This window comes from Streptomyces sp. NRRL B-24572, assembly GCF_002156145.1.
GTDB lineage: Bacteria > Actinomycetota > Actinomycetes > Streptomycetales > Streptomycetaceae > Streptomyces > Streptomyces vietnamensis.
In genome coordinates, this window is sequence record NZ_MWIG01000308.1 from 1 (window position 1) to 26,881 (window position 26,881).

Annotated in this window: 24 protein-coding genes and 2 pseudogenes; 9 read left to right on the forward strand and 17 right to left on the reverse strand. The window is 73.3% G+C overall.

The genetic code is table 11. The features are described 5' to 3' along the window. Window positions 1–1,830: molecular chaperone DnaK (dnaK, locus tag CCN56_RS19190; protein ID WP_086828455.1), on the reverse strand; the 1,830-nt coding region annotated here is incomplete at its 3' end. A 218-nt stretch (window positions 1,831–2,048) separates the two neighbouring features. On the opposite strand from dnaK, the pseudogene CCN56_RS44665 reads away from it, so the two are divergent. Next, window positions 2,049–2,198 (forward strand): annotated as a pseudogene (locus tag CCN56_RS44665) (dienelactone hydrolase family protein); the annotation flags it as partial. 4 nt (window positions 2,199–2,202) lie between these two features. Here the strand turns inward: CCN56_RS44665 and CCN56_RS19200 are convergent. From CCN56_RS19200 to CCN56_RS19210, 3 genes are read right to left on the reverse strand one after another with little or no spacing between them, the layout of a single operon-like run. Next, on the reverse strand, window positions 2,203–3,042 hold the full coding sequence (locus tag CCN56_RS19200) for an aldo/keto reductase (RefSeq protein ID WP_086828417.1): 840 nt from the start codon (window positions 3,040–3,042) through the stop codon (window positions 2,203–2,205). A gap of 17 nt (window positions 3,043–3,059) precedes the next feature. Then, window positions 3,060–3,419 (reverse strand): nuclear transport factor 2 family protein, encoded by a 360-nt coding sequence (locus CCN56_RS19205; RefSeq protein WP_086828419.1) that lies wholly within the window; start codon window positions 3,417–3,419, stop codon window positions 3,060–3,062. Window positions 3,420–3,471: 52 nt separating this feature from the next. Continuing rightward, entirely contained in the window at window positions 3,472–4,710 is a 1,239-nt protein-coding gene (locus CCN56_RS19210) for an MFS transporter (protein ID WP_086828421.1), read from the reverse strand. Window positions 4,711–5,201: 491 nt separating this feature from the next. Between CCN56_RS19210 and CCN56_RS19215 the strand changes: the two genes are divergently transcribed. Together CCN56_RS19215 and CCN56_RS19220 are read left to right on the forward strand one after the other, a co-directional pair. Beyond that, complete coding sequence (locus CCN56_RS19215) at window positions 5,202–5,624, forward strand: DUF6153 family protein (RefSeq protein WP_086828423.1); 423 nt, start codon at window positions 5,202–5,204, stop codon at window positions 5,622–5,624. A gap of 77 nt (window positions 5,625–5,701) precedes the next feature. Further along, window positions 5,702–7,333, forward strand: coding sequence for a multicopper oxidase family protein (locus CCN56_RS19220; protein WP_086828425.1), 1,632 nt, complete (start codon window positions 5,702–5,704; stop codon window positions 7,331–7,333). A gap of 75 nt (window positions 7,334–7,408) precedes the next feature. On the opposite strand, the gene CCN56_RS19225 is transcribed toward CCN56_RS19220, so the two are convergent. Both CCN56_RS19225 and CCN56_RS19230 read right to left on the reverse strand, forming a co-directional pair. Beyond that, window positions 7,409–8,602 carry an MFS transporter gene (locus tag CCN56_RS19225; protein ID WP_256962043.1) on the reverse strand — a complete coding sequence of 398 codons (1,194 nt, stop codon included), beginning with the start codon at window positions 8,600–8,602 and terminating at the stop codon, window positions 7,409–7,411. 72 nt (window positions 8,603–8,674) lie between these two features. Beyond that, window positions 8,675–9,511: an undecaprenyl-diphosphate phosphatase gene (locus CCN56_RS19230; protein WP_086828427.1), complete on the reverse strand. Its 837-nt coding sequence runs from the start codon at window positions 9,509–9,511 to the stop codon at window positions 8,675–8,677. Window positions 9,512–9,659: 148 nt separating this feature from the next. Here CCN56_RS19230 and CCN56_RS19235 point away from each other — a divergent pair, with 148 nt between their 5' ends. Continuing rightward, entirely contained in the window at window positions 9,660–9,887 is a 228-nt protein-coding gene (locus tag CCN56_RS19235; RefSeq protein ID WP_086828429.1) for a hypothetical protein, read from the forward strand. 432 nt (window positions 9,888–10,319) lie between these two features. Here CCN56_RS19235 and CCN56_RS19245 read toward each other — a convergent pair whose 3' ends face one another. The 10 genes from CCN56_RS19245 to CCN56_RS19290 form a co-directional block, all read right to left on the reverse strand. Next, the gene (locus CCN56_RS19245) at window positions 10,320–11,738 is read right to left on the reverse strand and encodes an NADH-quinone oxidoreductase subunit N (RefSeq protein ID WP_086828431.1); all 1,419 of its coding nucleotides are present in this window, start codon (window positions 11,736–11,738) and stop codon (window positions 10,320–10,322) included. After that, window positions 11,735–13,240, reverse strand: coding sequence for a NuoM family protein (locus tag CCN56_RS19250; RefSeq protein ID WP_086828433.1), 1,506 nt, complete (start codon window positions 13,238–13,240; stop codon window positions 11,735–11,737). The genes CCN56_RS19245 and CCN56_RS19250 overlap by 4 nt, the downstream gene beginning before the upstream one ends. Before the next feature lie 3 nt (window positions 13,241–13,243). After that, window positions 13,244–15,094, reverse strand: a complete 1,851-nt coding sequence (locus CCN56_RS19255; protein WP_086828435.1) for an NADH-quinone oxidoreductase subunit L — start codon at window positions 15,092–15,094, stop codon at window positions 13,244–13,246. Next, complete coding sequence (gene nuoK / locus CCN56_RS19260; RefSeq protein ID WP_086828437.1) at window positions 15,091–15,396, reverse strand: NADH-quinone oxidoreductase subunit NuoK; 306 nt, start codon at window positions 15,394–15,396, stop codon at window positions 15,091–15,093. The genes CCN56_RS19255 and nuoK overlap by 4 nt, the downstream gene beginning before the upstream one ends. Continuing rightward, entirely contained in the window at window positions 15,393–15,953 is a 561-nt protein-coding gene (locus tag CCN56_RS19265; protein ID WP_086828439.1) for an NADH-quinone oxidoreductase subunit J, read from the reverse strand. Before CCN56_RS19265 ends, nuoK begins: the two co-directional genes overlap by 4 nt. Continuing rightward, the gene (locus CCN56_RS19270; protein ID WP_086828441.1) at window positions 15,950–16,837 is read right to left on the reverse strand and encodes an NADH-quinone oxidoreductase subunit H; all 888 of its coding nucleotides are present in this window, start codon (window positions 16,835–16,837) and stop codon (window positions 15,950–15,952) included. The genes CCN56_RS19265 and CCN56_RS19270 overlap by 4 nt, the downstream gene beginning before the upstream one ends. Continuing rightward, the gene (locus tag CCN56_RS19275) at window positions 16,830–18,242 is read right to left on the reverse strand and encodes a hypothetical protein (protein ID WP_086828443.1); all 1,413 of its coding nucleotides are present in this window, start codon (window positions 18,240–18,242) and stop codon (window positions 16,830–16,832) included. The genes CCN56_RS19270 and CCN56_RS19275 overlap by 8 nt, the downstream gene beginning before the upstream one ends. Continuing rightward, window positions 18,233–18,589 (reverse strand): NADH-quinone oxidoreductase subunit A, encoded by a 357-nt coding sequence (locus CCN56_RS19280; RefSeq protein ID WP_086828445.1) that lies wholly within the window; start codon window positions 18,587–18,589, stop codon window positions 18,233–18,235. The genes CCN56_RS19275 and CCN56_RS19280 overlap by 10 nt, the downstream gene beginning before the upstream one ends. 252 nt (window positions 18,590–18,841) lie before the next feature. Next, complete coding sequence (gene ptsP, locus CCN56_RS19285; protein WP_086828447.1) at window positions 18,842–20,503, reverse strand: phosphoenolpyruvate--protein phosphotransferase; 1,662 nt, start codon at window positions 20,501–20,503, stop codon at window positions 18,842–18,844. After that, window positions 20,500–20,772 carry an HPr family phosphocarrier protein gene (locus CCN56_RS19290; protein WP_041132875.1) on the reverse strand — a complete coding sequence of 91 codons (273 nt, stop codon included), beginning with the start codon at window positions 20,770–20,772 and terminating at the stop codon, window positions 20,500–20,502. Before CCN56_RS19290 ends, ptsP begins: the two co-directional genes overlap by 4 nt. 316 nt (window positions 20,773–21,088) lie before the next feature. On the opposite strand from CCN56_RS19290, the gene CCN56_RS19295 reads away from it, so the two are divergent. The 3 genes from CCN56_RS19295 to CCN56_RS19305 all read left to right on the forward strand — a co-directional run bounded on the left by CCN56_RS19295 (window position 21,089) and on the right by CCN56_RS19305 (window position 24,967). After that, complete coding sequence (locus tag CCN56_RS19295; RefSeq protein WP_086828449.1) at window positions 21,089–21,850, forward strand: DeoR/GlpR family DNA-binding transcription regulator; 762 nt, start codon at window positions 21,089–21,091, stop codon at window positions 21,848–21,850. After that, window positions 21,847–22,806 (forward strand): 1-phosphofructokinase, encoded by a 960-nt coding sequence (gene pfkB / locus CCN56_RS19300; protein ID WP_086828451.1) that lies wholly within the window; start codon window positions 21,847–21,849, stop codon window positions 22,804–22,806. The genes CCN56_RS19295 and pfkB overlap by 4 nt, the downstream gene beginning before the upstream one ends. A gap of 121 nt (window positions 22,807–22,927) precedes the next feature. Then, entirely contained in the window at window positions 22,928–24,967 is a 2,040-nt protein-coding gene (locus CCN56_RS19305; RefSeq protein ID WP_256962044.1) for a fructose-specific PTS transporter subunit EIIC, read from the forward strand. A 97-nt stretch (window positions 24,968–25,064) separates the two neighbouring features. Here the strand turns inward: CCN56_RS19305 and CCN56_RS45865 are convergent, their stop codons facing one another. Beyond that, window positions 25,065–25,439, reverse strand: coding sequence for a hypothetical protein (locus tag CCN56_RS45865; protein ID WP_143664561.1), 375 nt, complete (start codon window positions 25,437–25,439; stop codon window positions 25,065–25,067). A 523-nt stretch (window positions 25,440–25,962) separates the two neighbouring features. Here CCN56_RS45865 and CCN56_RS45870 point away from each other — a divergent pair. Next, window positions 25,963–26,574: pseudogene (locus tag CCN56_RS45870) on the forward strand (fibronectin type III-like domain-contianing protein); the annotation flags it as partial. A gap of 39 nt (window positions 26,575–26,613) precedes the next feature. Continuing rightward, window positions 26,614–26,881, forward strand: a 268-nt coding sequence (locus CCN56_RS44685; protein WP_256962045.1) for a hypothetical protein, incomplete at its 3' end; no start/stop codon positions are given.

Below are 26,881 nucleotides of genomic sequence, written 5' to 3' on the forward strand. Positions count from 1 at the left end.
GACGATCTCGGCGTCGACGATGTCCTCCCCGCCGCCGGCCGTGGGCCCGGCGTCGGAGGGGGCCTGCTGCGGGGAGCCGTACATCGCGGTGCCGATCCGCTGCGCGACCGTGCTCAGCCGGTCGACGGCGGTGCGGATCTCGGCGGTGTTGTCGCCCGCGGTGTCCTCGCTCTTGAGCTTCTCCTTCAGCTCGACGAGCGCGGCCTCGACCTCGGCCTTGACGCCACCGGGGACCTTGTCCTCGTTGTCCCTGAGCAGCTTCTCGGTCTGGTAGACGAGCTGCTCGCCCTGGTTGCGGGTCTCGGCGGCCTCGCGGCGGCGCCGGTCCTCCTCGGCATGGGCCTCGGCGTCGCGCATCATCCGCTCGATGTCGTCCTTCGGCAGCGAGGAGCCGCCGGTGACGGTCATCTTCTGCTCCCTGCCCGTGCCCAGGTCCTTGGCTGTGACGTGCATGATGCCGTTGGCGTCGATGTCGAAGGCGACCTCGATCTGCGGGACGCCACGCGGGGCCGGCGGCAGACCGGTCAGCTCGAACATGCCGAGCTTCTTGTTGTACGTCGCGATCTCGCGCTCGCCCTGGTAGACCTGAATGGTCACCGAGGGCTGGTTGTCCTCGGCCGTCGTGAAGATCTCGGACCGCCGGGTCGGGACTGTGGTGTTGCGCTCGATGAGCTTGGTCATGATGCCGCCCTTGGTCTCGATGCCGAGGGACAGCGGGGTCACGTCGAGGAGCAGGACGTCCTTGACCTCACCCTTGAGGACACCGGCCTGCAGGGCCGCGCCGACGGCGACGACCTCGTCCGGGTTCACGCCCTTGTGCGGGTCCTTGCCGGTGAGCGAGCGCACCAGACCGGTCACCGCGGGCATCCGGGTGGAGCCGCCGACCAGGATGACGTGATCGATGTCGGCGATCCGGACCCCCGCGTCGTCGACCGCCTGGTGGAACGGTGTCCTGCAGCGCTCCAGGAGGTCTTCCGTCATCTTCTCGAACTGCGCCCGGGTGAGCTTCTCCTCCAGGTGCAGCGGGCCCTCGGCGGAGGCCGTGACGTACGGCAGGTTGATGGACGTCTCGGTCGCCGACGACAGCTCGATCTTCGCCTTCTCCGCGGCCTCGCGCAGCCGCTGCACCGCCATCCTGTCCTTGGACAGATCGATGCCGTACCCGTTCTTGAACTGCTTGACCAGGTGGTCGACGACGCGCTGGTCCCAGTCGTCACCGCCGAGGTGCGTGTCCCCGTTGGTGGCCTTGACCTCCACGACGCCCTCACCGATCTCCAGGAGGGACACGTCGAAGGTGCCGCCGCCGAGGTCGAAGACGAGGACCGTCTGGTCGTTCTCCTTGTCCAGGCCGTACGCGAGCGCGGCGGCGGTCGGCTCGTTCACGATGCGCAGGACGTTGAGCCCCGCGATCTCACCGGCCTCCTTGGTGGCGGTCCGCTGGGAGTCGTTGAAGTACGCGGGCACGGTGACCACCGCGTCCGTGACGTCCTCGCCCAGGTAGGCCCCGGCGTCGCGCTTCAGCTTCTGCAGCACGCGGGCGGAGATCTCCTGGGCGGTGTACCGCTTGCCGTCGACATCGCCGCTCGCGGGGAACCGCCAGTCGGCTTCTCCCATGTGCCGCTTGACCGACCTCACGGTGCGGTCCACGTTCGTCACGGCCTGCCGCTTGGCCAGCTCACCGACCAGCACGTCACCGCCCTTGGCGAAGGCGACCACGGACGGGGTGGTCCGCGCACCCTCCGCGTTCGCGACGACCGTCGGCTCACCGCCCTCGAGGACGGACACGACCGAGTTCGTCGTTCCCAGATCGATACCCACCGACCGAACCATCGTCGGCCTCCCAACCATCACCGAGGCATGCCCGACGTCGAGCGTTCCACGTCTCGGCGACTTCCCCGGCACGCCCGGCACATGCCATCCCGGGAGACGTGTCACCCGGGTGCCCGGCAGACCGGCTGCGGGGCGCTCGCCCGGGCGAGGGAACGCGTTCCGGACGCCGGCACCCGCACGGGGTGGTCACGGTGCCTTCGTCGTGGCGCCGGCGCCGCCTCGGGTTCCTCACCATCAGGCCCGAGGCCGGCGCCGGACCGGTCGCGGTGACCGGATGCCGCATCGGCGGCCTCCTGGCGATGCGTACCGTCGCGGCCCGTCCCGCCCGCGTGGCCGCCGTCGCCGCGTTCCACGGCCCGGTGGGCGCGCGGGTCAGTTCAGCTCGTCGGGGTGCGGGCCGGTGCGCAGGCCGCGGTCGAGACCGGCGATCGCCGTCACCTCCTCGTCCGTCAGGACGAAGTCGAACACGTCGAAGTTGGCGCGGATCCGGGCCGGGGTCACCGACTTGGGGATGACCACGTTGCCGAGCTGCAGGTGCCAGCGGATGACGACCTGCGCCGGCGACTTGCCGTGGGCGGCGGCGATCGCGGCGATCGCCGGGTCGTCGAGGACCGCGCCCTGCGCCAGCGGGCTCCACGCCTCGGTGGCGATCCGGTGCTCGCCGTGGAAGGCGCGCAGTTCGGACTGCTGCAGCGCGGGGTGCAGCTCGATCTGGTTGACGGCCGGGGTCAGCGCGGCGCCGTCCATCAGCCGGCGCAGGTGCTCGGGCTGGAAGTTGGAGACGCCGGCGGCGCGGATCAGGCCTTCCTCGGCGAGCCGCTCCAGGGCGCGCCAGGAGTCGCGGTACAGGTCACGGGCCGGGGCGGGCCAGTGGATCAGGTACAGGTCGACGTAGTCCAGGCCGAGCTTGGCCAGGCTGTCGTCGAAGGCGCGCAGCGTGGCGTCGTAGCCCTGGTCGGCGTTCCACAGCTTGGTGGTGACGAACAGCTCCTCGCGGGCGAGCCCGGAGGTGCCGAGGGCACGGCCGACGCCGGCCTCGTTGCCGTAGACGGCGGCGGTGTCGATGCTGCGGTAGCCGGCTTCGAGGGCGGAGGTGACGGCGGCGGTGGTCGCGTCGTCGGCGACCTGGAAGACGCCGAAGCCGAGCTGCGGGATCTCGACGCCGTTGTTCAGCGTGACGGTGGGGACGGCGGGGGTGGTGGACGGTGCCATGGTGTGCGGGCGCTCTTTCACTTGGTGCGGGTGGAGAGGGTGTGGCGGACGGTCTGGGCGCTGATGAGTCCGTCGCGGAAGACGAAGGTGTCCACGCCGTCGGTGACCTCGTGGGCGCTGCCGGTGGCGGCCCACCGCAGGAACAGCACGTCTCCGGCGAACTGCGGGGTCAGCTGCCACTCGGCGTCGGGAAGGTCGGCGAGCAGCCGGCCGATGCCCTCGCGGACTCCCGCGCGTCCGGTCAGGACGCCTTCGGGAGTGAGGAAGACGGCGTCCTCCGTGTAGTTCTCGCTGATGAGGTCCAGGTCGCCGGTGCCGAGGCGCCGGCCGTGGTCGGCGAAGACTTCCTGCGGGGTGCGGGTGTGCGGGGTGTTCATGGAGGGTCGCTCCAGGGGATCGAGGGACCGGTGGTGTGGAGGGGACGGGGGATCAGTGGTGTACGGGGGCGGCGGACGCCGTGACGGTGACGGCCTCGACGGCACCGGCACCGGCCTCGTCCGCGACGCCGTCGGCGTCCTTCGCGGGGGCCCGGCGCTCCAGCGCGGCGGACCAGAAGGCGAGGCCGAGGGCGGCGGCGGCGAGGGCGGCGCCGACCCAGTTCGGGGAGGTGTAGCCGAGGCCGGCGGTGATGACGATGCCGCCGAGCCAGGCGGCGAGCGCGTTGCCGAGGTTGAAGGCGCCGATGTTGACGGCCGAGGCCAGGGTCGGCGCGCCGTGGGCCTGGTCGAGGACGCGCTTCTGCAGCGGCGGCACGGTGGCGAAGCCGAGCGCCCCGACGAGGAGGACGGTGATCGCGGCGAGTACCTTGTCGTGGGCGGTCACGGTGAACAGGGCGAGGACGATCGCGAGGCCGCCGAGGGTGGCGTACAGCAGGGGCATCAGTGCCCGGTCGGCGTACCGTCCGCCGAGCAGGTTGCCGAGGAACATGCCGACGCCGAAGAGCACGAGCAGCCAGGTCACGGCGCCGTCGGAGTAGCCGGCGGCGTGCGTCATCATCGGCGCGATGTAGGTGATCGCGGCGAAGACACCGCCGAAGCCGAGCACGGTCATCGCCATCGCGAGCAGCACCTGCGGGTTGCGGAAGGCCTTCAGCTCGCCGCGTAGCCGGGCGCCCTCGGGGCGGGGCATGGCGGGCACGAGCCTGACGACGCCGAGCAGCCCGACCACACCGAGCGCGGCGACGATCGCGAAGGTGGTGCGCCAGCCGACCGCCTGCCCGATGAAGGTGCCGAGCGGCACGCCGACGATGTTGGCGACGGTCAGTCCGGTGAACATGGTGGCGATGGCGCCGGCCTTCTTGTCCGGCGCGACCAGCTCGGCGGCGACGACGGACCCGATGCCGAAGAACGAGCCGTGGGCGAGCGAGGCGATCACGCGGCCGGTCAGCATCATCCCGAAGCTCGGGGCGAGTGCGGAGGCCAGGTTGCCGAGCACGAACAGGCCCATCAGCAGCATGAGCATCCGCTTCCGGCTCACCTTGTTGCCGAGGACGGTCAGCAGCGGTGCGCCGAGGACGACGCCGAGCGCGTAGCCGGTGACCAGGAGGCCCGCGGTGGGGATGGTGACGCCGTAGTCGGCGGCGATCTCGGGCAGCAGGCCCATGATCACGAATTCGGTCGTACCGATACCGAAGGCCCCGACTGCAAGAGCGAGCAGAGCGAGCGGCATGGCGCGCCCCCTTCCGGAATTGCTTGAACGATCCCTTTGCATGCCTTCACAATAGTTGCATACGCGCCATACATGCAAACGCGGGTAAGTGGTGCGATCTGGATGGTGCTGGGTGCAGGCAAAGTCGGCCCGGGTTCGCCGGCGGCTCTTCGGGCTGGTCGCCGAGTCGATCGTGGAGGGCGCGGCGAACGGCGCGCTGCGCGACGGTGTGCCGGCCGGTGGGCTCGCCGCGTACCGCCTGCACTCCCTCGGGACTGCGGCGGCGCTCCCGCCGAAGGCGGCGGCGCGCCGGCTCGTCGCCGTGACCTCGGCCCGGCTGTCGCCTGCGCCCGGAACGCGGATCGGACTCCCGTCGAGGCGGAGGAGGGGCTGGGCCATGAGAGTGGACCTCAACGTGGCCGTCACCACGGCCATGGGCGGCGGCCATACCCCCTCCCCGTATCATGGGGCGCGCCCGGTCGCTGCGGATCGGGCTGAGAACGGAGGGCGAAGTGGCGACGCGCCAGAAGACCGCGACATGGCCGGGCCGATGTGTGCTCGCCGTCGCGCTGCTCTTCGGCATCGTCTTCATGCACGCACTGGGGCACTCCGACGAACACCGCGCCGTCGGCGTCACCGCCCACACGACGGCCGGGGCGCACGCCTCCGCTCCGGCGGTGGAGCAAGCGGCCGTCGCCGACGACCACGACGCGTCGCACCCCGCACCCGCCCATGGGGCGGGAGCCGCCGCGCTCTGTCTCGCCGTGCTCGGCGCGGGCACCGGACTGCTTCTCCTGTGGCGTGCGGCCCGCAGGCGGCTGCCGCTCGGCGATGCGTCACGGGTGACGGGGCGACTGGCGTACGCGCTCCGCGCGATCCCGCCCCCCGCCCCGCCCGGGTCCCTCCTGTCACGCCTGTCGTTGTTGCGCATATAGGGCGACCGGCCGCTCCTCGCCGCGAGCGGAACCGATCCCTTTCGCATGCAACGACCACGTCAAGAGGTTCCACCGTCATGACCCGACCCACCCGCCGTACCGTCCTCGGCGCCGGACTCGCCGCCGCCGGCACCGGCCTGCTGACCGCCTGCTCCGGCAGCGGCGCCGGGCACTCGTCCCACGGAAGTGGCGCATCGACGCCGACCGGCGACTACGTCACCCCCGACAGCAAGGAGGTCGGGGCGACCGAGGCGCTGCGCAAGCCCGGCCCCGAGCGCAAGGTGAGGCTCACCGCCGTCGAGACCCCGCTCGACCTCGGAGGCGGACGCACGGTCCGCTCCTGGGCGTACGGGGACGAGCTCCCCGGCAAGGAGGTCCGCGTCACCGCCGGTGACACCCTCGCGCTCACCCTCGCCAACAACCTTCCCCAGGCGACGAGCATCCACTGGCACGGACTCGCGCTGCGCAACGACATGGACGGCGTGCCCGGACTCACCCAGCGCGACATCAGGCCCGGCGGCTCCTTCGACTACCGCTTCACGGTCTCCCACCCCGGCACGTACTGGCTCCACCCGCACTCCGGAGTCCAGCAGGACCGCGGCCTGTACGCGCCGCTGATCGTCGAGGACCCCAGGGAGTCCCTGAAGTACGACAAGGAGTGGGTCGTCGTCCTCGACGACTGGGTCGACGGCGTCGACGGCTCCACCCCGGACGCGGTGCTCGCCGAGCTCGGCAAGGGCATGGGCGGCACGACCGGATCCGACAGCGGCTCCGCCACGGGCGGCGACATGGACATGAGTGGATCCGGCGGCATGGAAGGCCATGACATGTCGCACATGTCGATGACGAGCCGGAGGTCACCGTCCCCCGAGCCGTCCGGTCCCTCCCGCATGCTCATGGGCGCGAACAGCGATCTGCTCGGTGGCGACGCCGGAGACGTCGGGTACCCGCACTACCTGATCAACGGCCGTACGCCGCAGGCCCCGCAGACGTTCACCGCGAAGCCCGGCGACCGGATCCGGCTGCGGATCGTCAACGCCGGGGGCGACACCGCCTTCCGGATCGCCCTCGGCGGACACGAGCTCACCGTCACCCACACCGACGGCTTCCCCGTCGAGCACACGCGGGCCGACGCGCTGCTGCTCGGCATGGGCGAGCGCATCGACGCCCTCGTCACCGCCGGGAGCGGCACCTTCCCGCTGACCGCGCTCGCCGAGGGCAAGGGCCGCACCGCCCTCGCCGTCCTGCGCACCGGCGGCGGAGCCGCGCCCGCCGCCGGTGTGCGCCCCAAGGAGCTGGACGGCAAGGTCGTGCACGGCGGTCAGCTCAGGGCCGCGGAGTCCGTGCGGCTCGAGCCGAGCCGGCCCGACCGCACCATCGAGTTCAACCTGACCGGCTCGATGATGAAGTACGACTGGGCCGTCAACGGCAAGAAGTACGATCCCGCGCAGCGCTACCCCGTCCGCTCCGGCGAGCGCGTCCGCCTGGCCTTCGTGAACAGCACGACGATGTGGCACCCGATGCACCTGCACGGCCACACGTACGCGCTCGCCGGCGGCGGTGCCCGCAAGGACACGTCCATCGTGCTGCCGGGCAAGCGGCTGGAGGTCGACTTCGACGCCGACAACCCGGGCCTGTGGATGGTCCACTGCCACAACGTCTACCACGCCGAGTCCGGCATGATGACCGTCCTCGGCTACCTGAAGTAGGGATCGCGGTGACACGGGAGCGGCCCGGCCGGGCCGCTCCCGTGCCCCTCGGCGCTCAGACGTCGGGCCGGCGGGTCATTCCGCTCGTGGGGCGGTGGTCGTTTCGTCGCGTCGCAGGAGCGCGATCGTGGCGCCGAGAGCGATGAGGAGGGCCAGAGCGGCGTATCCGTGGGCGAGGGTCGACGCGGTGGCGATGGCGGCGACGAGGAGAGGGCCGCCCGCGTCGCCGAGTTCACGGCCGAGTTCGGCGGCGCCCATGGTCTGGCCCATGCGTTCCTCGGGGGTGCTCGTGGCGAGGGCGGCGAAGCCGAGCGGGGTGATCAGGCCGGTGCCGGCGCCGATCAGGGTGGCGGAGAGCAGGACCCCGGTCAGACCGGGCAGCATGGCGCAGGCCAGACCCGCAGCGGTGAGGGCCAGGCCCGAAGCGAGACCGGTCCGGGTGGTCAGGCGCTCCTCGTCGAGGGCGCGTCCGGCGTGGGGCTGGACGACGGCGGCGGTGGCGGCCAGGACGGAGACGGCGGCTCCGGTCGCGATGGTGCCGAGCCCCGCGGCGGCGCCGGAGACGGGAAGGAAGCCGACACCGACGGAGAGTGCGGCGGTCGCGGCGGCCAGTGCGGCGGTGGGGACGAGGAAGACGGGGTCGGCCAGGCGGCGTGCCAGGTCGAGGACGGTCTGGCGCCGCTTGGGCAGCGGAGGTACGGCGGGAACGGCGAGTGCGGCCCACGCGGCGACCGCGGCGCCGAGCAGGGCGAGGACGACGAACAGCAGACGCAGGCCGCCGGCCCACACGAGGAGCCCGCCGAGGAGGGGGCCGAGGGTGTAGCCGATGGACTTGTGGAAGCCGTACGAACCGAAGGCGCGGCCCCGCTTGGCCGCGGGGTTGAGGCGGGCGACGAGCGCTGAGGCGGACGGGGAGAAGGCGGAGGCGGCGGCGCCCTGGCCGAGTCGGGCGGCCCACAGCAGGCCGGGGCCGTCGGCCACGGCGTACAGGGTGGAAGCGGCGGCGAACGCGGTCAGGCCGCCGATCAGCACGGGCTTGGCGCCGATGCGGTCGGCCAGGCTCCCGAAGACGGGCTTGAGGAGCACTTCGGCGCCGTCGTAGAGGGCGAGCAGCCCGCCCAGGACGAGGAGGGAGGTGACGGCATCCTCGGAGAGGCCACCGAGGTTGGCGGCGATGCCGTGGGCCCCGAAGGCCGTGGTGAACCCGGCCGCGTACAGCGGCCACATCCGGGCCGCGGGAGCCGCCTGCCGGGCGGGGGTCGCGGTCATCGGGCGCCTCCCTCGTGGAGAACGGCGAAGACGCGCTCGGCGCAGTCCGCGCCAGGCGGCCACGCGGACCGGTCAGGGGCTGAGGACGCCCGTGCCGAGCAGGCCGAGGAGCAGTACGCCGACGATCACACGGTAGACGACGAAGGCGTTGAAGGAGTGCCGGGCGACGTACTTGAGCAGCCAGGCGATGGAGGCGTACGCGACGATGAAGGAGACCGCGGTCCCGACGACGAGCGGGGCGAGGCCGACGCCCGCGCCGACGGCGTCCTTGAGCTCGTAGACGCCGGCGCCTGTGAGGGCGGGAATGCCGAGGAAGAAGGAGAGGCGGGTGGCGGCGACCCGGTCGAGGTCCAGCAGGAGCGCGGTGGACATGGTGGCGCCGGAGCGGGAGAAGCCGGGGAAGAGCAGGGCGAGGATCTGCGAGCAGCCGACGAGCATCGTGTCCTTGAACGAGGTGTCGTCCTCGCCGCGCTTGTGACGGCCCATCCGGTCGGCCGCCCACATCACGCCGCTGCCGGCGATCAGCGAGCCCGCGACCACCCAAAGGGAGGCCAGCGGCCCTTCGATGAGCGGCTTGGCCGCGAGACCCACCACCACGATCGGGATGGTCGCGAAGATGATCCACCACGCGAACTCGTAGTCGTGGTGGTAGCGCTCCTCCTTGTCGGCCAGGCCGCGTCCCCAGGCGGTGACGATGCGGACGATGTCCTTGAAGAAGTACACGAGGACGGCGGCGATGGCGCCGACCTGGATGACGGCGGAGAAGCCGACCACGGAAGGGTCGTCGACCGGGATGCCCATGAGCCCCTCGGTGATCTTGAGGTGGCCGGTGGAGGAGATGGGCAGGAATTCGGTGACGCCCTCGACGATGCCGAGGACGGTGGCCTGACCGAGGCTGATGGCGCTCATCAAGGTCCTGTCTGGGGAGGGGCGGGTTACGGGTACGGGTACGGGCGTGTGGTCAGCGACCGGCGCCTGCGCGGCGCGCGGCCCGGCGGGCGTGCCGGAACTCCATGGCGAGCGACTGTAGAAGATGGTCGGGAGAACGGCAGACCCCATGGACGCGAACACGCGCGATCAGGCATCCAGGCGGCCCAATGGCGCCCGGGAGACGCAGATCCCCGCGCCGCTCCAGCAGGCCGACGGCGCCCTGACGCCCGGCGAGGCCGGGTGCGCCGCCCGCCGGGTGCGCTCGGTCCTGGACGGCCGGCCCGACCGCGAGGCCGTCCCCGCCCGCTTCGCCGGCTGCCTTCCGCTGCTGCTACGGGCCGTGGGCACCTGGTAGAGCCGCTGCGCGATCAATGAGGAGCCGCCTCCGTCGTAGTCCTCGAAACAGGCCGGGCGGGCGCCGACGTGGGCGACGCGCACCGATCCGCGCGGCGGGTGCAGGCCGCTCCGGGCCGGCCCGCGGGTAAGGCTCTCCTGCCGCGGGCGATCGCGCTCATCCTGCCTCGGTACTCGGCTCCGTCGATGCGGCCGTACAGGAGGAGGCCGGCGCACCACCGTTCGGAGGCCGCGAGAGCGGCCCGCCGTCCGCGGAGGCGTGCGAGCGGCGGGCAGCGCCGTTCCCTGGTGCCGATCAGTCGCGCGATGTCGTAGCAGACAGCGGCCGCGACGAGGGCGCCTGCCGACGTGGCCAGGAGCGCAGCCACCATGGTCATCACCGCCGCGACCGGGAACGTGCCGTCCGCGCTCTCATTGTCGCTCGCGACGGCCATCAGGCGCTGAGGGAGCCGCTCAGGAGCGGAAGCACCGGTCCCGCGGCCACCCCGAGGCCCACCGAGACGGTGGCGGCGGTATAGGCGACGCCCCGTGCCGGGAGGTCGCCGTCCGCGAGCTGGTCGCCGGGGCGTCCTGATACGGCGGGCAGGATCCAGCGCAGGTAGTAGAACAGCGAGACCACGGTGTTCACGGCGGCCAGGACGGCGAGCCAGGCGTAGCCGCCGTCGAACGCGGCGCTGAACGCCTCCAGCTTGCCGACGAAGACCGCCGTGGGCGGTGTGCCGACGAGGCCGAGCAGACAGACGACGAGGCTCGCGGCGAGCAGCGGACGCCGCCGGGCGAGGCCGCGGTAGTCGTCGATCCGGGTGGCGCGGGGGAGGGCGCAGACCACGGCGAAGGCACCCAGGTTCGTGACGGCGTAGGCGGCCAGGTAGTAGAGGAGCGCCGGTCGGGCCAGATCGGAGCGGCCGGCGACGGCGACGGGCAGGAGCAGGTAGCCGACCTGGCTGATGGTCGAGTACGCGAGGAGCCGCTTCACGTCCGTCTGGAAGAAGGCGGCGAGGTTGCCCAGGGTCATGGAGGCGGCGGCGATGACGGAGACGAGCGCCGCCCACGGCACGTCGCCGTCGGCGAGGACGGTCTCGCCGAGGCGCAGCAGGGCGGCGAGGGCGCCGATCTTCGGGACCGTGGTCAGGAAGGCGGCGACCGGGGCGGTGCTGCCCTGGATCGCGTCCGGCACCCAGAAATGGGCGGGGACGGCGCCCGCCTTGAACAGCACGCCGGCGAGCAGGCCCACGGTCCCGGCGGCGACCAGCGCCTCGGGTGCCGCCGGCAGCGCAGGCCCGAGCAGCGGGTATCCGGTGGCCCGCCCGGCCGCGTACAGCACGGTGACGCCGGCCAGCATGACGACGCCGAGCAGAGCGCCGATCACGTAGTACTTGAGGGCCGCCTCCGTGCCCAGGCCGTCCTTGCGGAATCCGGCGAGTGTGTACGCGGGGACACTTGCCAGGAGGTAGCCGGCGGCGAGCAGCAGCAGGTCCTGGGCCCCGGCCATGACGAGGGCGCCGAGGGCGGAGAGCTGGAGCAGTACGTAGAACTCGCTCTCGCGAGGGTGGGCGTGGATCGGTCCGGTGCACAGACCGATCACCAGGAGGAGGCTCCCGAGCACGACGACGCGGGAGGCGCTGGTGACCGGGTCGACGGCGAAGGCCTCGCCGAACGCGGTGAGATCCGCTCCCGCCGCGGCGACGGACGCCGCCGCGATGCCCGCCGGCGCCGCACCGCAGGCGAGGACCCCCACGGGCCACTGCCGTCGGCGCGGCAGCCAGGCGCCGAACAGCAGTCCGAGGACGGCCGAGGCGGCGAGGAGCACCTCGGGGAGGATGTCGAGCGGGTTCTCGTTCATGTCGGTCATCGGGCGAGCAGCTCCAGGACCGTGCGCGAGGCCGGCTCGATGACGTCGAGGAGGAAGCGCGGGGCGACGCCCAGGACGACGGCGAGCGCGAGGAGCGGGACGACGGCGGCGTTCTCGTGGGCTCGCAGGTCGGCGAACGCACGAGGGGTGCCGGGCGCGTCGGGGAGGCGCAGCGGGCCCATGAGGAGCTGCCCCAGGGCGCGCAGGAACAGGCCGGCCGTGAGGAGGATGCCGAGTACGGACAGGGCGGTGGCCAGCGGTCTCGGTCCGAGGGCGCCGGTGAAGATCTGGAACTCCGCGATGAACCCGGAGAAGCCGGGGAGCCCGAGGGAGGCGAAGGCGGCCACACCCGTCAGTGCCGCGAACACGGGCGCGGGCCCGGCCAGGCCGCCGTACGCACCCATGTCGTAGCTCCGCGCGCGGTCGTGGAGAACCCCGGCGAGGAGGAACAGCGCGCCCGTGACGAGGCCGTGGCTGACCATCTGGGTGACCGCCCCGGTGAGGGCGAGCGAGCCCGCCTGCGCCGAGGTGCCGGTGGTCGCGGCGGCGGCGCCGACGGCCAGGACGATGTAGCCCATGTGGTTGACCGAGGTGTACGCGACCATGCGCTTGAAGTCCGTCTGGGCGAGCGCCACCAGGGCGCCGTGGAGGACGGAGACGACACCGACGACGACGAGGACGACGGCGTAGCGCCGCCAGGCGTCCGGCAGCAGCGGCATGGCGACGCGCAGGAACCCGTACGTCCCCATCTTCAGGAGCACGCCGGCGAGGATGGCCGATCCGGCCGCCGGGGCTTCGGTGTGGGCCGGAGGCAGCCAGGTGTGGAACGGGACGGTGGGCGTCTTGACCGCGAGCCCGACGCCGATCGCGAGCAGCACGAGACCGGCGTAGGTGCCCCGGCCCGCCAGGGGGTCCTGCCGGGTCAGGTCCACGATGTCGAAGGTGTGCGGGGTGGCGGCGAGGTACAGGCCGATGAAGCCGAGCAGCAGCGCGAGCGAGCCGATGAAGGTGTAGAGGAAGAACTTCAGCGCGGCCCGCTCGGCGTCACCGTGCCCCCAGCCCGCGATGACGAAGTACATCGCCACGATCGACAGGTCGAAGAAGACGAAGAACAGGATCAGGTCGAGGGAGACGAACAGCCCCAGGCAGGTGGTCTGGAGGAAGAGGAAGAGCGCGGCGAACTCACGGAACCGGCGCCGCTCGCGCAGCGCGTACACGGCGCAGGCCAGGAACAGGACGCAGGTGAGGGCGAGGAGGGGAAGGGACAGGCCGTCGACGCCGATGTGGTAGCCGACCCCGGCGTTCGGGATCCAGCGGGCCCGCACCTCGTACTGTGTGCCGCCGCCCGTCTCGTACCCGGCCCACACGGCGATGACGAGCCCGAGCTCGACGGCCGCCGTGGCGCCCCAGAGCGCGCGCACGGCCCGTACCGGGGTGCGCGCGGGCAGGGCCAGGAGCAGCAGGGCGACCGCGGTCGGGGCGAAGACGAGGGCGGTGAGCAAGGGCTACCTCACGAGGACGAGCACGACGGCGATGACGGAGAAGGCGGCCACGGCCTGGGCGAGGTACTGGTGCAGCTGCCCGGTCTGCGGTCGGCGGGCCCACCGGCCCAGGCGCCGTGTCGCCGTGGCGAGACCGTCGACCGCTCCGTCGACCGCCCCTTCGACGAACCGGTTCGTCCACCGGGCCAGGCCCAGGGCACCCGCCGCCGAAGCGTCCACGGAGCGGTCCAGGACCCGGTCGTCGAACCCGGCGGCAGCGCGGGCCAGACCGAGGGTGGGGGAGACGAGGAGGACGTGGGCGACGCGTTCCAGTCGCAGCCACTCACGGCACAGCCGCCGCGTCCAGGACGGTACGGGAGTCCGTCCGCCCCGGGGCCGGGCCCAGGACAGGGCCGCGGCCACGAGCGCGATCACGCCCGAGACGGCGAACTCCCAGGCATGAGGATCGGGTTGTGGTCCCAGGCCGAGAGAGTCGGTGAGCGCGTCCCGCGCCGGCGGAAACGCCAGGGGCGTGAGCGCGACGCAGGCGAGGGCGAGCAGCGCGAGCGGCGGGACGGCGCCGACGGGGATCCGGCGCCCCTGATCCGCCGCCGGCACCGTCGGGCGCCACACGTACCAGAGGATCTTGACGCTGTAGACGGCCGACAGGACGGCCGCGGCCAGCCCCACCGCGTACAGCCCGGCACCGTGCTCCAGCACCCCGGCGAGCAGGACGTCCTTCGCCGCCCACAGGGAGAGCGGCGGAAGCCCGGCGAGCGACAGGGCGCCCACCGTGCAGATCACGCCGACCGACCGCCGGGAGCGGGCCACCCCGCGCAGCTCGGTCAGCCGCTGTGTTCCCCAGGACGTCAGCCACGCACCCGCGACCAGGAACAGCAGGCTCTTCGCGGCGGCATGGGCCGTCAGCTGCAGCACCCCGCCGGTGCTCGCGCCCACGCCGGCGGCGAGCACCATGAAGCCGATCTGGGCGCAGGTCGACGCGGCGAGCAGCTGTTTGAGCTCGGTCTGGGCCACGGCGACGAGCCCGAGGGCGACCGCGGTCACCCCTCCCACCCACGCGGCCGTGTCCGCGCCCCAGCCCGAGGCGTCGAGCAGCGTGCCGGTCCGGAGCAACAGGTACGCGCCGGCGACGACCATGGCCGCCGAGTGCAGCAGCGCGGACACCGGACTCGGACCTTGCATCGCCCTCGACAGCCAGAAACTGAAAGGGAGCTGCGCGGACTTGCCGAACGCCGCCACCAGGATCCCCGCCGTGACGAACGACAGCCACGGCTCACCCGTGTCGTCGAGCGCGTCGAGGGACAGGGGACCCGGCGCGGCGGCGAGAGCCGCGCCGGCGGCGAGGTAGAGGCCGAGGTCCGCGGTACGGGTGACGAGGAAGGCGGTCCCGGCCGCGGCCGTACGAGCGGGCTCGCGCCACCGGTAACCGATCAGGGCCCACGAGGTGGCGCCCATGACCTCCCAGCCCATGAGGAGGGTGGGCAGGGTCGTCGCGGTCACGGTGACGAGCATGCTGCCGGCGAACAGCAGCATCAGTCCGAAGAACCGGGCCCGCGCCTCGTCGGCGGCGAGAACCGCCGTGCTGAACAGCAGGACGGCGAGCGTGACGGCCGTGACGGTCACGACGAGCACCCCGGAGAGACCGTCCACCCCGAGCCGGAAGGGAAGCCCGTCGAGCAGCGGCGCCTCGACCGCCGGGTGCCGCAGGGCGGCCGTGACGGCGAGGCCGAGGGACGCGACCGCCACCGTCACCGCTGCCACGGGCGCCCAACGGTCCACCGTCCGCCCGGCCGCGAGCAGCAGCGCCCCGCACGTCACGGGCAGGGCGACCAGCGCCCACAGCACCGGGCTCATTCCCTCAGCTCCGCCGCCATGTCGGTCATGTCGACCTCGCGGGACCGGAACAGCGCGGTGACCACGGCGAATCCGATCGCCATCTCCACCGCCATGGCCGTGATGGCGACGACGATCAGGACCTGCCCGTCGGCCGTGGCCGGGGCGACGTAGTGCCAGACCGTGCCGGCGGCGAGGATCACCCCGCCCAGCATCAGCTCCAGGCCCATCATCAGCATCACGATCGACTGCTGCGTCAGCGCGCCGAACAGCCCGATGCAGAACAAGGCGGCGGAGAGGATCAGGAACGCCTCCGGGTTCACCGGCCCACCCCGCCCCGCACCGGGTCGTCGGGCCGGGTGGCCCGGAGGTCGTCGCCGTAGCGGTCGTACCGGCCGCGGCGGGTCGCGAGTACGACGGTGGCGACGATCGTCGCGAACAGGGCCATGCCCAGCGTCGTCATGGTGAGCATCTGCGGCCCCATCAGGGACATCCCGAGGTCCAGGGTCGGGTCGGCGGGAGCCCGGCCGCGCCGGCGGGGCCACGGCGCCAGCAGGATTCCGGTGACGAGGAGCACGAACGACAGGGCGCAGACGGCCGCCGCCCCGTGCTTGTTGTGCATCATCGTCATGGGCACGAGACCGGCCGGGTTCATCATGAACATGATCATGAACACCGCCATGATGGCCATCTCGATCGTCATCATCAGGACGGTGACGATCCCCAGGTAGTCGAGCCCGAGCACGAGCAGCTCCCCGCCCACGCACAACAACGCGGTGAGCAGCGAGAACGTCGCACGCGCCATGGAGTCGAAGCGGAACACCATCACGCCGCCCGCCACCGCCGGCACGGCCAGGATCCAGAACGCCGCGGTCGTCATCGCCCGAGCACCACCACGGCCACCACCAGGGCCTGCGCCACAGCGAGAGGCGTCAGCACCACCCACGCCAGCTCCACGTAACGCTCCATCCGAATGGTCGGAACCCTCCGCCGTACCCACACGAGGAGTCCCAGGACCGCGGCGGTCTTCAGCACGGTCCACGCCCAGGCCGGAAAGAACGGGCCGTGTCCGCCACCGAGGAACAGGGGTACGGAGAAGGCGGCGGCCACCACGAGCATCAGCCACCGTCCGCCGAGGAACAGCAACCGGTCCACACCGGCGAGCTCGCCCGCCGCCCCGCCGGCCACGTCGGTCCCGACGGGCTGGTCGAACGGCCCCCAGAAAGCCATGGCCAGCGCGCTCAGGAGGTAGATGCCGAAGGCGACCGGCATCCAGACGGCGAACCACAGTCCCGCCTGGGCGTCGACGACCGCGCCCACGCGCAGCGACTCGGCGCCGAGCGCGGCCGTGGTGACGGCCAGCATGTGCGGGAGCTCGTACGCGAGGCCCTGAGCGAGGAAGCGGTAACCACCGATCAGTGACAGCGTGGAGTTCGGCCCCCAGCCCGTCAGCCACACCGCCGCCCAGGCCAGGGCCTCCATGGCGTTGAACCAGACGATCCCGTCGGCGAGATCGGACACGGAGCGGAAGCCGAGCGGAAGGACGGCCGCGGCGAGTACGGCCGCGACCGGAAGGAGCGTCGTCCCCACCCGTACGAGCGGGACGTCGGCCTCCCGCGTCACCCGGCGCTGCTGCACCAGCAGCCGCAGCACCGCGCGGACCGGGCCGGCGGACCGGGCATCCGCGCTCGCCGCGGCCCACGCCACGAGCGCCAGGACGACGGGCAGCGCGGCGACCGCCCGGAGCGGCGCCGCCTCAGCCACGCGCCTGCCCGCTGTGCGCGTGCCGCGGTGCCAGCTCGTCGAGGTCGGGGTCCAGGCTCGCCACGACGAGCCGCGCGCAGGCGAATTCGGTGCCTTCGAGGAGCGCGGGCAGCACGTCGACGAGTGCCCGCGAGGCCGGAGCCCCCGTGTCGACGCGCCCCCGGGGGCCGTTCAGCGCGTGGGCGTCGAGCGGGGAACGGTCGTCGCAGGCGTCGACGGCACGGTCGATCTCCTCCAGCCAGACGACGAGGCGGCTGTACGCGTCGCCGTCCGCGAGCAGCGCTGGCCCGGTGACCCCGTACCGGCGCGCCTGCGCGGAGGGCAGCGGGCCCACCCCGGAGACGAGCCGGCGCAGTGTCCACGACGTGCGCACCCGGCGGGTCAACGGGCGCAGACGGGACCGGAGATCGACGGCGGACGCACCGCCGAGCACCCGGTCGCGCGCCCGACGAGCCGTGGCCGCCGGATCGCGCCAGCCGGCCACGGCGAGAAACCTGCCGACGCTGTCCAGGTGGGCCGCGCACCGCCGACGGGCGGCTTCGCCGACCGTCACCGGTGCGCCGGTCGCCGCCCTGAGCCACGGCTCGCTCCAGAAGGCAGGTCGGTACGAGTGCGGAGGGAGCAGCGGTTCGACGGCGGCGCGCTGCACGACGTCCCCCTGGAGCTCGGTGTGCACGACGAGCCCGGCGGGCCAGTCCGGCAACACCGGCCCCAGGGGCACGTGCAGCCGGTCGAGCCGCAATCCGTCCCGGTCGTCGGCCCGTTCGGCCATCGGAAGCCCGGCGACCACGCCGCCCATGTGGTGGCCGTGGTGATCGTGGTCCATACCGCCGGCGTGGGGGCCGGCGTGGTCCTGGTGTGCGTCGTGACCGTGGCCGTCGTGCTCGCCGGACCCGTGGCCGTCGTGCTCGCGGGGTCCGGGGCCGTTGTGCTCGCCGGACCCGTGGCCGTCGTGCTCGTGGGGCCCGGGGTCGGTGTGGCCGTCGTGGTCGCCGTGGTGTGGAGGGGGCTCGCCGTGCGAGTCGTGCCGCTCGTGAGGCGCGTGGTGCTCGTGCCCGGCGGACTCCGGCCGCTCCCGGCCCTGTGCACCGGTCCCGTCGAGGAGCACCGAGCGTCCGTGCTCCAGAGCGTGCGCCGCGTGTTCGGGACCCGTCACGCTCACACGCGCTTTCGGTGCCGGTACGCCGTTCCACACGCGCTCCGCCCAGTCGTCCTCCCCGGCCCGTGCGGGGGCACCCGCGAAGGCCACCAGATCGGCCGTTGCCGGTCCGGATGCCTGCGGCCAACGCCGGCGAGCGAGTTCGGCCTCGACGGCGAGGCGCTCGCGCGTCGCACCGACGGCGGTCACGAGCAGAACGGCCGGGCGGTCCAGGGCCACCCTGCCGAGGCGATTCCTCAGGTCCACCGGAACGCCCCCTCGCGCCAGGCGTAACCGACACCGGCGAGCAGGATGCCCAGGAAGAGGAACATCTCGACGACGGCCGAGGTGCCGACCTCCGGGACGACCTTCGTCCACGGGTACATGAAGAGCATCTCCATGTCGAACGCGAGGAAGACCATCGTCACGGGGTACCAGCGCACGTGGAAGCGCGAGACCGGGTGCTCCCGGGGCTCGAACCCTCCGCTGAAGGGCCCGGTGACCAACGGCTCACGGACGGCGCGCACGGCGACCCCGATGCCATGGAGCAGAAGGACGCCGGCGACGACGACCGCGAGCAGTACGGCGACCGGTTCCCAGGCGGTGGATTGCACGTGGTCCCTTCCCGGCGCCCAGCCCGTCGCAGGCCGCCCTCGGCAGGCAGCATGTCAGCGGAGAAGTCGGGACAAAAGGAGCAACACGGTGAATGTCGCTTCGGGGAGGGGGTTCCCGGCCGCGAGCGTGTCCGGTCCGGGGCGGCTCGCTCCGGCGACGAGCGGAACGACCGGCACGAGGGGCTGGCCAGGCGGCGGGACGCGGCCGCACCGGAATGCCGGTGCGGCCGCGTCCCGTCCTCGCGTCGCTCCTCATCGGCCTCCGGCGATCCTCGACCGGACCTTGTCGCGGGCGTCGGCGGGGTCATCGGCGAGCAGGGCCAGCTCGGCGAGTTCGCGGCACTCCGCGAGGGTGTGAGCGGCCAGTGCCGCCCGTACCTCGGGGAGCGAGGCGGGTGCGGCCGACAGGCTGGTGATCCCGAGGCCGACCAGCACCAGGGCGAGTGCGGGGTCGGCGGCCGCCTCCCCGCACACGCCGATCGGACGGCCGTGCTCGGCCGCGGACCGGGCGGCGGCGGCGACCAGCGTGAGCAGGGCCGGCTGCCAGGGGTCGGTCAGCTCGGCGAGGGAGCCGAGCGTGCGGTCGGCCGCGAAGGCGTACTGGGCCAGGTCGTTGGTGCCGATGCTGAAGAAGTCGCAGACCTCGGCCAGCCGGTCGGTCCGCAGGGCGGCTGCCGGGACCTCGATCATCGCGCCGGCCAGTGGCAGGCCGTGCGCGCGCACCAGGGCGGCGAACTCGGCGGCCTCGCGCGGGACCGACACCATCGGGGCCATCACCCAGACCTGGGCGGTCGCGGCCTCGGCGGCTTCGGCGATGGCGGCGAGCTGGGTCGCCAGGAGCCGGGGGTCGCGGGCAGCGGTCCGCAGACCGCGGACGCCCAGGGCCGGGTTCTCCTCGTCGGCGACCGTGACGAAGGGCAGCGGTTTGTCCGCGCCCGCGTCGAGCGTGCGGACGACCACCCGGCGGCCCGCGAAGGCAGTGAAGACCCGCCGGTAGGCGGCGGCCTGTTCGGCGAGGTCGGGAGCCTCGGCACGGTCCAGGAAGAGGAACTCGGTGCGGAACAGGCCCACGCCCTCCGCGTCGGCCGCGGCCGCGCCGGCCAGCTCGTGCGGCGCACCGAGGTTGACCAGGAGCGCGACCGGATGGCCGTCCGCCGTCCGGCCCGGCCCCCGGACACCGGCCGACAGCTCGCGGCGGCGGAGCTCCCGCTCGGCGGCCCGCGCGAGCGTCTCCGGGCTCGGGTCGGGCTCGACCACGCCGTCGGCGCCGTGCACCAGGACCTGTCGGCCGTCCTCGAGCTCCGTGGCACCGGCGCAGCCGACCACGGCGGGCACGCCGAGCGCCTTGGCGAGGATGGCCGTGTGGCTGGTCGGCCCGCCGCGGACGGTGACCACGGCCAGCACCCGGGCGGGGTCGAGCAGCGCCGTGTCGGCGGGTGCCAGGTCCTCGGCGACGAGGACGTACGGGTGTCCCGGGTCGGGCAGGCCGGGCACGGGCAGGCCGAGCAGGTGCGCCACCGCGCGGTCGCGCAGGTCGTCCAGGTCGGCGGCGCGTTCCGCGAAGTGACCGCCGGCGGCGACCAGCGCGGTGCGGAATCCCTCAAAGGCGGCGGCGAGCGCGTGGGCGCCGTCGGTCCCCCGCCCGGTCAGGGCGGCCGCCTCGTCAGCGAGGACCGGGTCGGCGGCCATCATGGCCTGCGCGGCGAGTACCTCGGAGCCGGGGCCGCTCACGCGGGCGGCGCGCTCCTCCAGGTCGGCGACGACCGCGCCGAGGGCGGCGTGGACCGCCGCCGCCTCCGCCGCCGGGTCGGCGACGGGCCTCGGGGCGGGCAGCACGGGTACGGGCGCCATCCGTGCGACCGGGCCCGCCGCGCTGCCGGTCCCGACGCCGATCCCGCGGATCGGACCGCTCATGCCGCTGCGTCGAGGTCGGAGGCGAGCAGGTCGGCGAGCGCCTTCAGCGAGTCCTGGGCCTGGTCGCCGGTCGCGGTGAGCTCCAGGGCCTCGCCGCAGCCGGCGGCGAGGGCGAGGACGGAGAGCAGGCTGCGGGCGTCGACCGGGGCCTGGCCCGGGCGGCCGACGGTGACCTTGACCGGCTGGCGGGCGGCGGCCTGGACGAACAGCGAGGCCGGGCGGGCGTGCAAGCCGCTCCGGGAGCCGACGGTGACCTGGATCGAGTGCATGGGAGGTCCTTGGAGGAGAACGGAGGAGACGAGCGCCGACCCGGGTGGGATCCGGGTCGACGGGGGGTGGGCCACTGTGATCGGAACCCGGTCTCCGCAGTACGGGGGCGGTGGCGGAGGACCGGGCAGACCGTGGTTTCACGCCCGTTAGAGCGGTGTTTCGATTGGTTCTACGTCCGATTGGCGAGCGCTGTCAACACATTCGGGCAAACCCAAAGATGAGCCCATGCCCCTGCGACCTCTTGCTTTTTCGGCTGGAGCGCGTATGGTCGGCCTGAATCAAGCGTGAACAGACATGAAACGGACCTGATCCCACATGTACGCACCCGAGCGGCAGCAAGAGATCCTCCGCCTCGCCCAGGAGCAGGGCAGGGTGGACGTGCCGACACTGGCCGAGGACTTCGGCGTCACGCAGGAGACCATCCGGCGTGACCTGAGCGCCCTCGACCGGGCAGGTCTGCTGCGCCGGGTGCACGGCGGCGCGCTGCCCGCCGGCGCGCTGCACCTGGAGCCCGGTCTGGCCGAACGGGACTCCACGGCCGCGGCCGAGAAGGAACGCATCGCCAAGGCGGCCCTCGACCTGCTGCCCACAGAGGGCAGCGTGATCCTCGACGCCGGGACGACCGTCTCCCGGCTGGCCGGCCTGCTGCCCGCCGACTGCACGCTCACCGTCGTCACCAACGCGCTCCCGGTCGCCGCCCGGCTGGCCGACCGCCCCGGGCTCACCCTCCACCTGGTGGGCGGCCGGCTGCGCCACCGCACCCAGGCCGCCGTCGACGCGTGGGCACTGCGTGACCTGGCGGACATCCACGCGGACGTCGCGGTGGTCGCCACCAACGGCTTCTCCCCGGAAGGCGACCTCTCGACGCCGGACCTCGCCGAGGCGGCCGTCAAACGGGCCATGCTCACCGGCGCCCGGCGGGTCGTCCTGGTGGCCGACTCCTCCAAGTACGGCGCCCGCCACTTCGCCCGCTTCGGCTCGCTGGACCAGGTGGACGTGCTGATCACGGACACCGGGCTGACGGACGAGCAGGCCGCCGAGATCGAGAACCACGGACCGGAAGTCATCCGCGCATGATCGTCACCATCACTCCGAACCCCAGCCTCGACCGCACCTACGAACTGGGAACCCTCGTCCCGGGCGAGGTCAACCGGGCCTCGCACGACCGGCTCGACCCGGGCGGCAAGGGCGTCAACGTCTCCCGCGCGCTCACGGCCGCCGGCCACCGCACCAGCGCGGTCCTCCCGCTGGGCGGCCTCTCCGGGCAACTGCTCGCCGACCTGTTGCGCCGCCAGGGCATCGACGTCGCGGCGGTCACGATCTCGGGCGACACCCGGATCAACGTCTCGATCGCCGAGGACGGCGGCAGCCTCACGAAGATCAACGCCATGGGCCCCGAGCTCAGCGCCGCCGAGTCGGCCGCACTGCTCGCGCTCGTCCGCGACGCCCAGAAGACCGGACAGGGCACCGGGAGCGACGTGGCCTGGCTGGCCTGCTGCGGCAGCCTGCCGCGCGGCCTCGCACCCGAGTGGTACGCGGAGGTGGTCGCCCAGGTGCACTCGGGTGGCGCCCGGATCGCCCTCGACACCTCCGGTCCCGCGCTCCTTGCCGCGCTCTCGGCCCGCCCCGACGTGGTCAAGCCCAACCGGGAGGAACTCGCGGAGGCCGTGGGCCGCCCGGTCCGCACCGTCGGCGACGCCGTCGACGCGGCCGGGGAGCTGCGCGAGCGCGGCGCCCAGCAGGTCCTCGCCAGCCTCGGTGCGGACGGGATGCTGCTCGTCGCCGAGGAGGGAAGCTGGTACGGCAGCGCGCCGGTCGCCGCCGTCCGCAGCGACGTGGGGGCGGGCGACGCCTCGCTCGCGGGCTTCCTCGGCGCCGGCGGCACCGGCCCCGAGGCCCTCGTGGCGGCCCTGGCGCACGGCGCCGCCGCCGTACAACTGCCGGGGAGCGTCATGCCGACCCCGGCCGACCTGGACCCGGCCGCAGTGGTCGTGACGGCGGACCTCCCGCTCGACCGACCGCTCCGCGGTTGAGAACGGCCTCCTGAAGGCGGCGTCTTCCGCCGGAGGCAGCACGCCCGACCGTGTGGGACGGAAGGGCACCGATTCCCGGGGGCAAGGGACACTGTCAGGAACCAGTCGAAGGATCGACACGATGAGCGACACGATGAGCGAGACCAGCGGGCTGATCACCCCCGCACTCGTCGATCTCTACCTCGCCCCCGAGGACAAGAACGAAGCCCTCCGCGTCCTCGCCCAGCGGCTGGTCGCCGAGGGCCGGGTCACCGACCTCGACGGCTTCCTCGCCGACGTCGCCGCCCGCGAGGCCCAGGCCCCGACCGGGATGGGCGACGGGATCGGCATCCCGCACTGCCGATCACCCCACGTCACACGGCCGAGCCTCGCCTTCGGCCGCAGTTCCGGGGGCGTCGACTTCGACGCCCCGGACGGGCGGCCCGCCGACCTCATCTTCATGATCGCGGCACCGGCCGGTGCGGACGACACCCATCTGCAGATCCTCGCCGCGCTGGCCCGCCGCCTCATGGACCCCGCTTTCACCGGCGCCCTGCGCGACGCCGAGAGCCCGAGCGAGGTCGCGGCGCGGATCAACGGCGAGGAGGCGCCGACCGCGGCTCCCGAGACGGCCGCCGCTACGGAGACGGCCGTGGCTCCCGAGACGGCCGCCGCTACGGAGACGGCCGTCGCCGACGGCGGGCTTCGGTTCGTCGCGGTGACCTCCTGCCCGACCGGCATCGCCCACACCTACATGGCCGCCAAGGCCCTGGAACTGGCCGCCGCCCGGGCGGGCGCGCGGATCCAGGTCGAGACCCAGGGGTCGGCCGGGACGACGCCGCTCGACCCCGAGGCGATCGCGGCAGCCGACGCGGTGATCTTCGCCCATGACGTGGAGGTTCGGGACCGGGCCCGCTTCGCCGGCAAGCCGACCGTGGACGTGGGCGTCAAGGCCGCGGTCAACCGCGCCGACGACCTGATCGCGCAGGCCGCCGGGCTGGTCGCCGACGCCGGCGGCGGCGCACGTCCCGCCACCGCCCCGGTCGCCGCGCCGAGCGCACCTGCGGGCGAGCACTGGGCGCAGCGGCTGCGCACGTACCTGATGACGGGCGTCAGCTACATGATCCCGTTCGTCGCGGCCGGGGGTCTGCTGATCGCGCTCGCCTTCGCGATAGGCGGCTACCAGATCGCCTCCGCGCCGTCCGTGCTCGGGCACTTCGACTGGACCTCCTCGCACAGCTGGGCGGCGATGCTGTTCCAGACCGGCAAGACCTCCTTCGGCTTCCTGGTCCCGGTCCTCTCCGGGTACGTCGCCTGGGCGATCGCGGACCGGGCGGCACTGGCCGCCGGCATCGCCGGCGGTGCCGTCTCGGTGGCGGTCGGCGCGGGCTTCCTCGGCGGCATCGTGTCGGGCCTGGCCGCGGGCTTCCTGGTGCTGTGGATGATCCGCTGGAACGTGCCCCGGGCGATCAGGGGCATCATGCCGGTCGTGGTGATCCCTCTGCTGTCGGTGGCCGCGGTCGGCTTCCTCATGTTCGTGGTGGTCGGCTCGCCGATCGCCACGGCGATGAACGGCCTGACCGACTGGCTGAACGGCCTCTCCGGTTCCAATGCGATCCTGCTCGGCGTGCTGCTCGGCGCGATGATGGCCTTCGACATGGGCGGTCCGCTCAACAAGGTCGCCTACACCTTCGCGGCCGGTGTGCTCACCACCGCGGGTGCCGCCCCGGACGCCGGCAGCCTCAAGGTGATGGCCGCCGTGATGGCCGCCGGCATGACTCCGCCGCTGGGCCTGGCCCTTGCGACCGTCGTCCGGCGCAGGCTGTTCACCCCCGAGGAGCGGGAGAACGGGAAGGCCGCCTGGGTGCTCGGCGCCTCGTTCATCACCGAAGGCGCGATCCCGTTCGCGGCGGCCGACCCGCTGCGGGTCATCCCGGCGAGCATCGCCGGCAGCATGACCGCCGGGGGCCTGGTGATGGCCTTCGGCTCCACCCTGCGTGCCCCGCACGGCGGCATCTGGGTGCTCCCGCTGATCGGCAGCCCGTTCCTCTACCTGGTCGCGGTGGCGGCGGGCACGGTGGTCACCACGGCGTCGGTGGTGCTGCTCAAGGGGATGCGGAAGTCCGCCGCCCCGGCGGCCTCCGCCTCCTCCGTCGCAGGGAAGCAGCCGGCCGCCGTCTGACCCGGCTGCTCGCGGGGTGCGTCCGGGACGATCTGGCAGGCCGGAGTCCGGACAGGCCCCAGGGGCGCCCGCTCGTCCGAGCGGGCGCCCCGCAGGTTCAGGAGCCGGCCCGGCGCTTGTCGTGGACGTCGAAGCCGACGGCCGGGAGCAGCAGGACGTCGTAGCCGTGTTCGCGGGCCGCGACGGTGACCGCGATGGCGATCTCCATCATGGTGGGCACGTGCACCTGGGGGTGGAGCGGCCACCAGGGCGATGATGTGCGAGCGCTTGCCGGCCAGGGCCCGGGCACCCGCGTCGGGGTGGTGGCCGAGGTCCGCGATGGCCTGCTCGATGTCGTGACGATCAGCGGCATCAGGACGAAGCGGTGCCCGAGCGACCGGGGCCGGGAGAGGCCGTTTGACGGCCCCGGGGTGGAGTGGTCGTTCCCGTCCGCAGGGCTGACGGTGAGCTCGACCCCGAGTGCCTTGTTCATCGCCTGGTAGGAGTTTCCGGCCGGGGGTCGGTGCCCCACAGCGGCGTGACCGCCGTGTAGCCGCCGCCCTTGCCCGGGACGCCGGAGACGCCGGCGGGCGGGAGGCCGGGTAGGAGAGGTGGGCGGGGTCGGTCACGGCGTCGGCGCCGCCCCGCGCGGAGGCTGTGTCCGGCTTGACCGCGCTGCCGTTCGGCACGTGGGCCGGCAGGGCGGCCTTGCGCCCGCCCTGGAGTTCACGCCGGCCTTCGTGCCGGGCCGCCGCCGCAGGCGGACGGCGCGGGTGCCGTCGCGGCGGCACCCGCGACCGTGGCGGCAGTGGTCGGAAAGCTCCTGCGGTTCAACCCGGATCTCATGGTGGTGCGGCCCTCTCCGTCGAAGCCTGAAAGGGGCGAAGTGCTTGGATTTTTCGGCGACACTAACGACGCGTTTCTAATTTGGCAAGAGCCTGAACAAATTCAGAATCCTTTGTTTCCCGGGGAGTTGACACGTCGATGGGGGCGTGTCAGCGTCGAGGCGCTTCGATGTGCGACCACCGAGCCCAGCCCGCCCGAGGGGTGTTCCACGTGAGTTCCGTGTCCGGGTCCGCAGCCGGCCTGCCCGGTTTCCGCAATCCCACCCTTTCCCTGCGCAAGCGTCTCGACGATCTGCTCCACCGACTCACGCTCGACGAACGGCCCGCGACGCCGCACCAGTACGCGCCGGCCTCCGTGCTGCTCGGCGAGGCCGAGCCCACCGGCCGCCTGCCGCAGACCTGGTACCGGGACGACGACCCGCTGCCCGCCCCGCTCGGCTACGACGCCATCGAGGCGGGCTGGACCTGCCGGTATCACCGGACCGCCCCCCTCCACCCCCTCGGGCACGGGCTGTCCCGCACCGACTTCGCCCACCGCGACCTGCTCCTGTCGCACCCCTCGGTCGGCCAGGACGGCACGGCCGACGTCGAGGCGACGGTGGCCGACAGCGGCCCGCGACCCGGCACCGAAGCGGTCTCCAGGTCTACGTCCGCGCCCTGGAAGCCCGCTACGAGGCGCCCCGGCTGCGCCTGGCCGGCTTCCGCAAGTTCCGGCGGGAGCCGGGGGAGAGCCGCGAGCCGGCCTTCCGGCTGCCGGCCGGGCAGTCGGCCCACCGGGACGTCGCCGCCGGAGCCTCCCCCGTCGATCCCGGACGCTACGAGGTGATCGTCGCCCGCAGCGCCGGCCACCCGGTCCTCGCGGCACCGCTCACCGTGCCCGGTGCGGCCGCCGCGCCCCGCACGGGCGTCGGACGCCGGATCCCGGCCGCCGACTTCGAAGACCACGAGGGCGTCGCCGTCGTCGACGCCACCCGTTCCGACGGCGACGCGGTCGCGCCCACCGACCCCGCACGGCCCGCGACGCTCCTCTTCCGCGAGACCGACCTCTCCGGCGCCTCCGCGATCGAGGTCGAGGCCGCCCGCGAGGCCG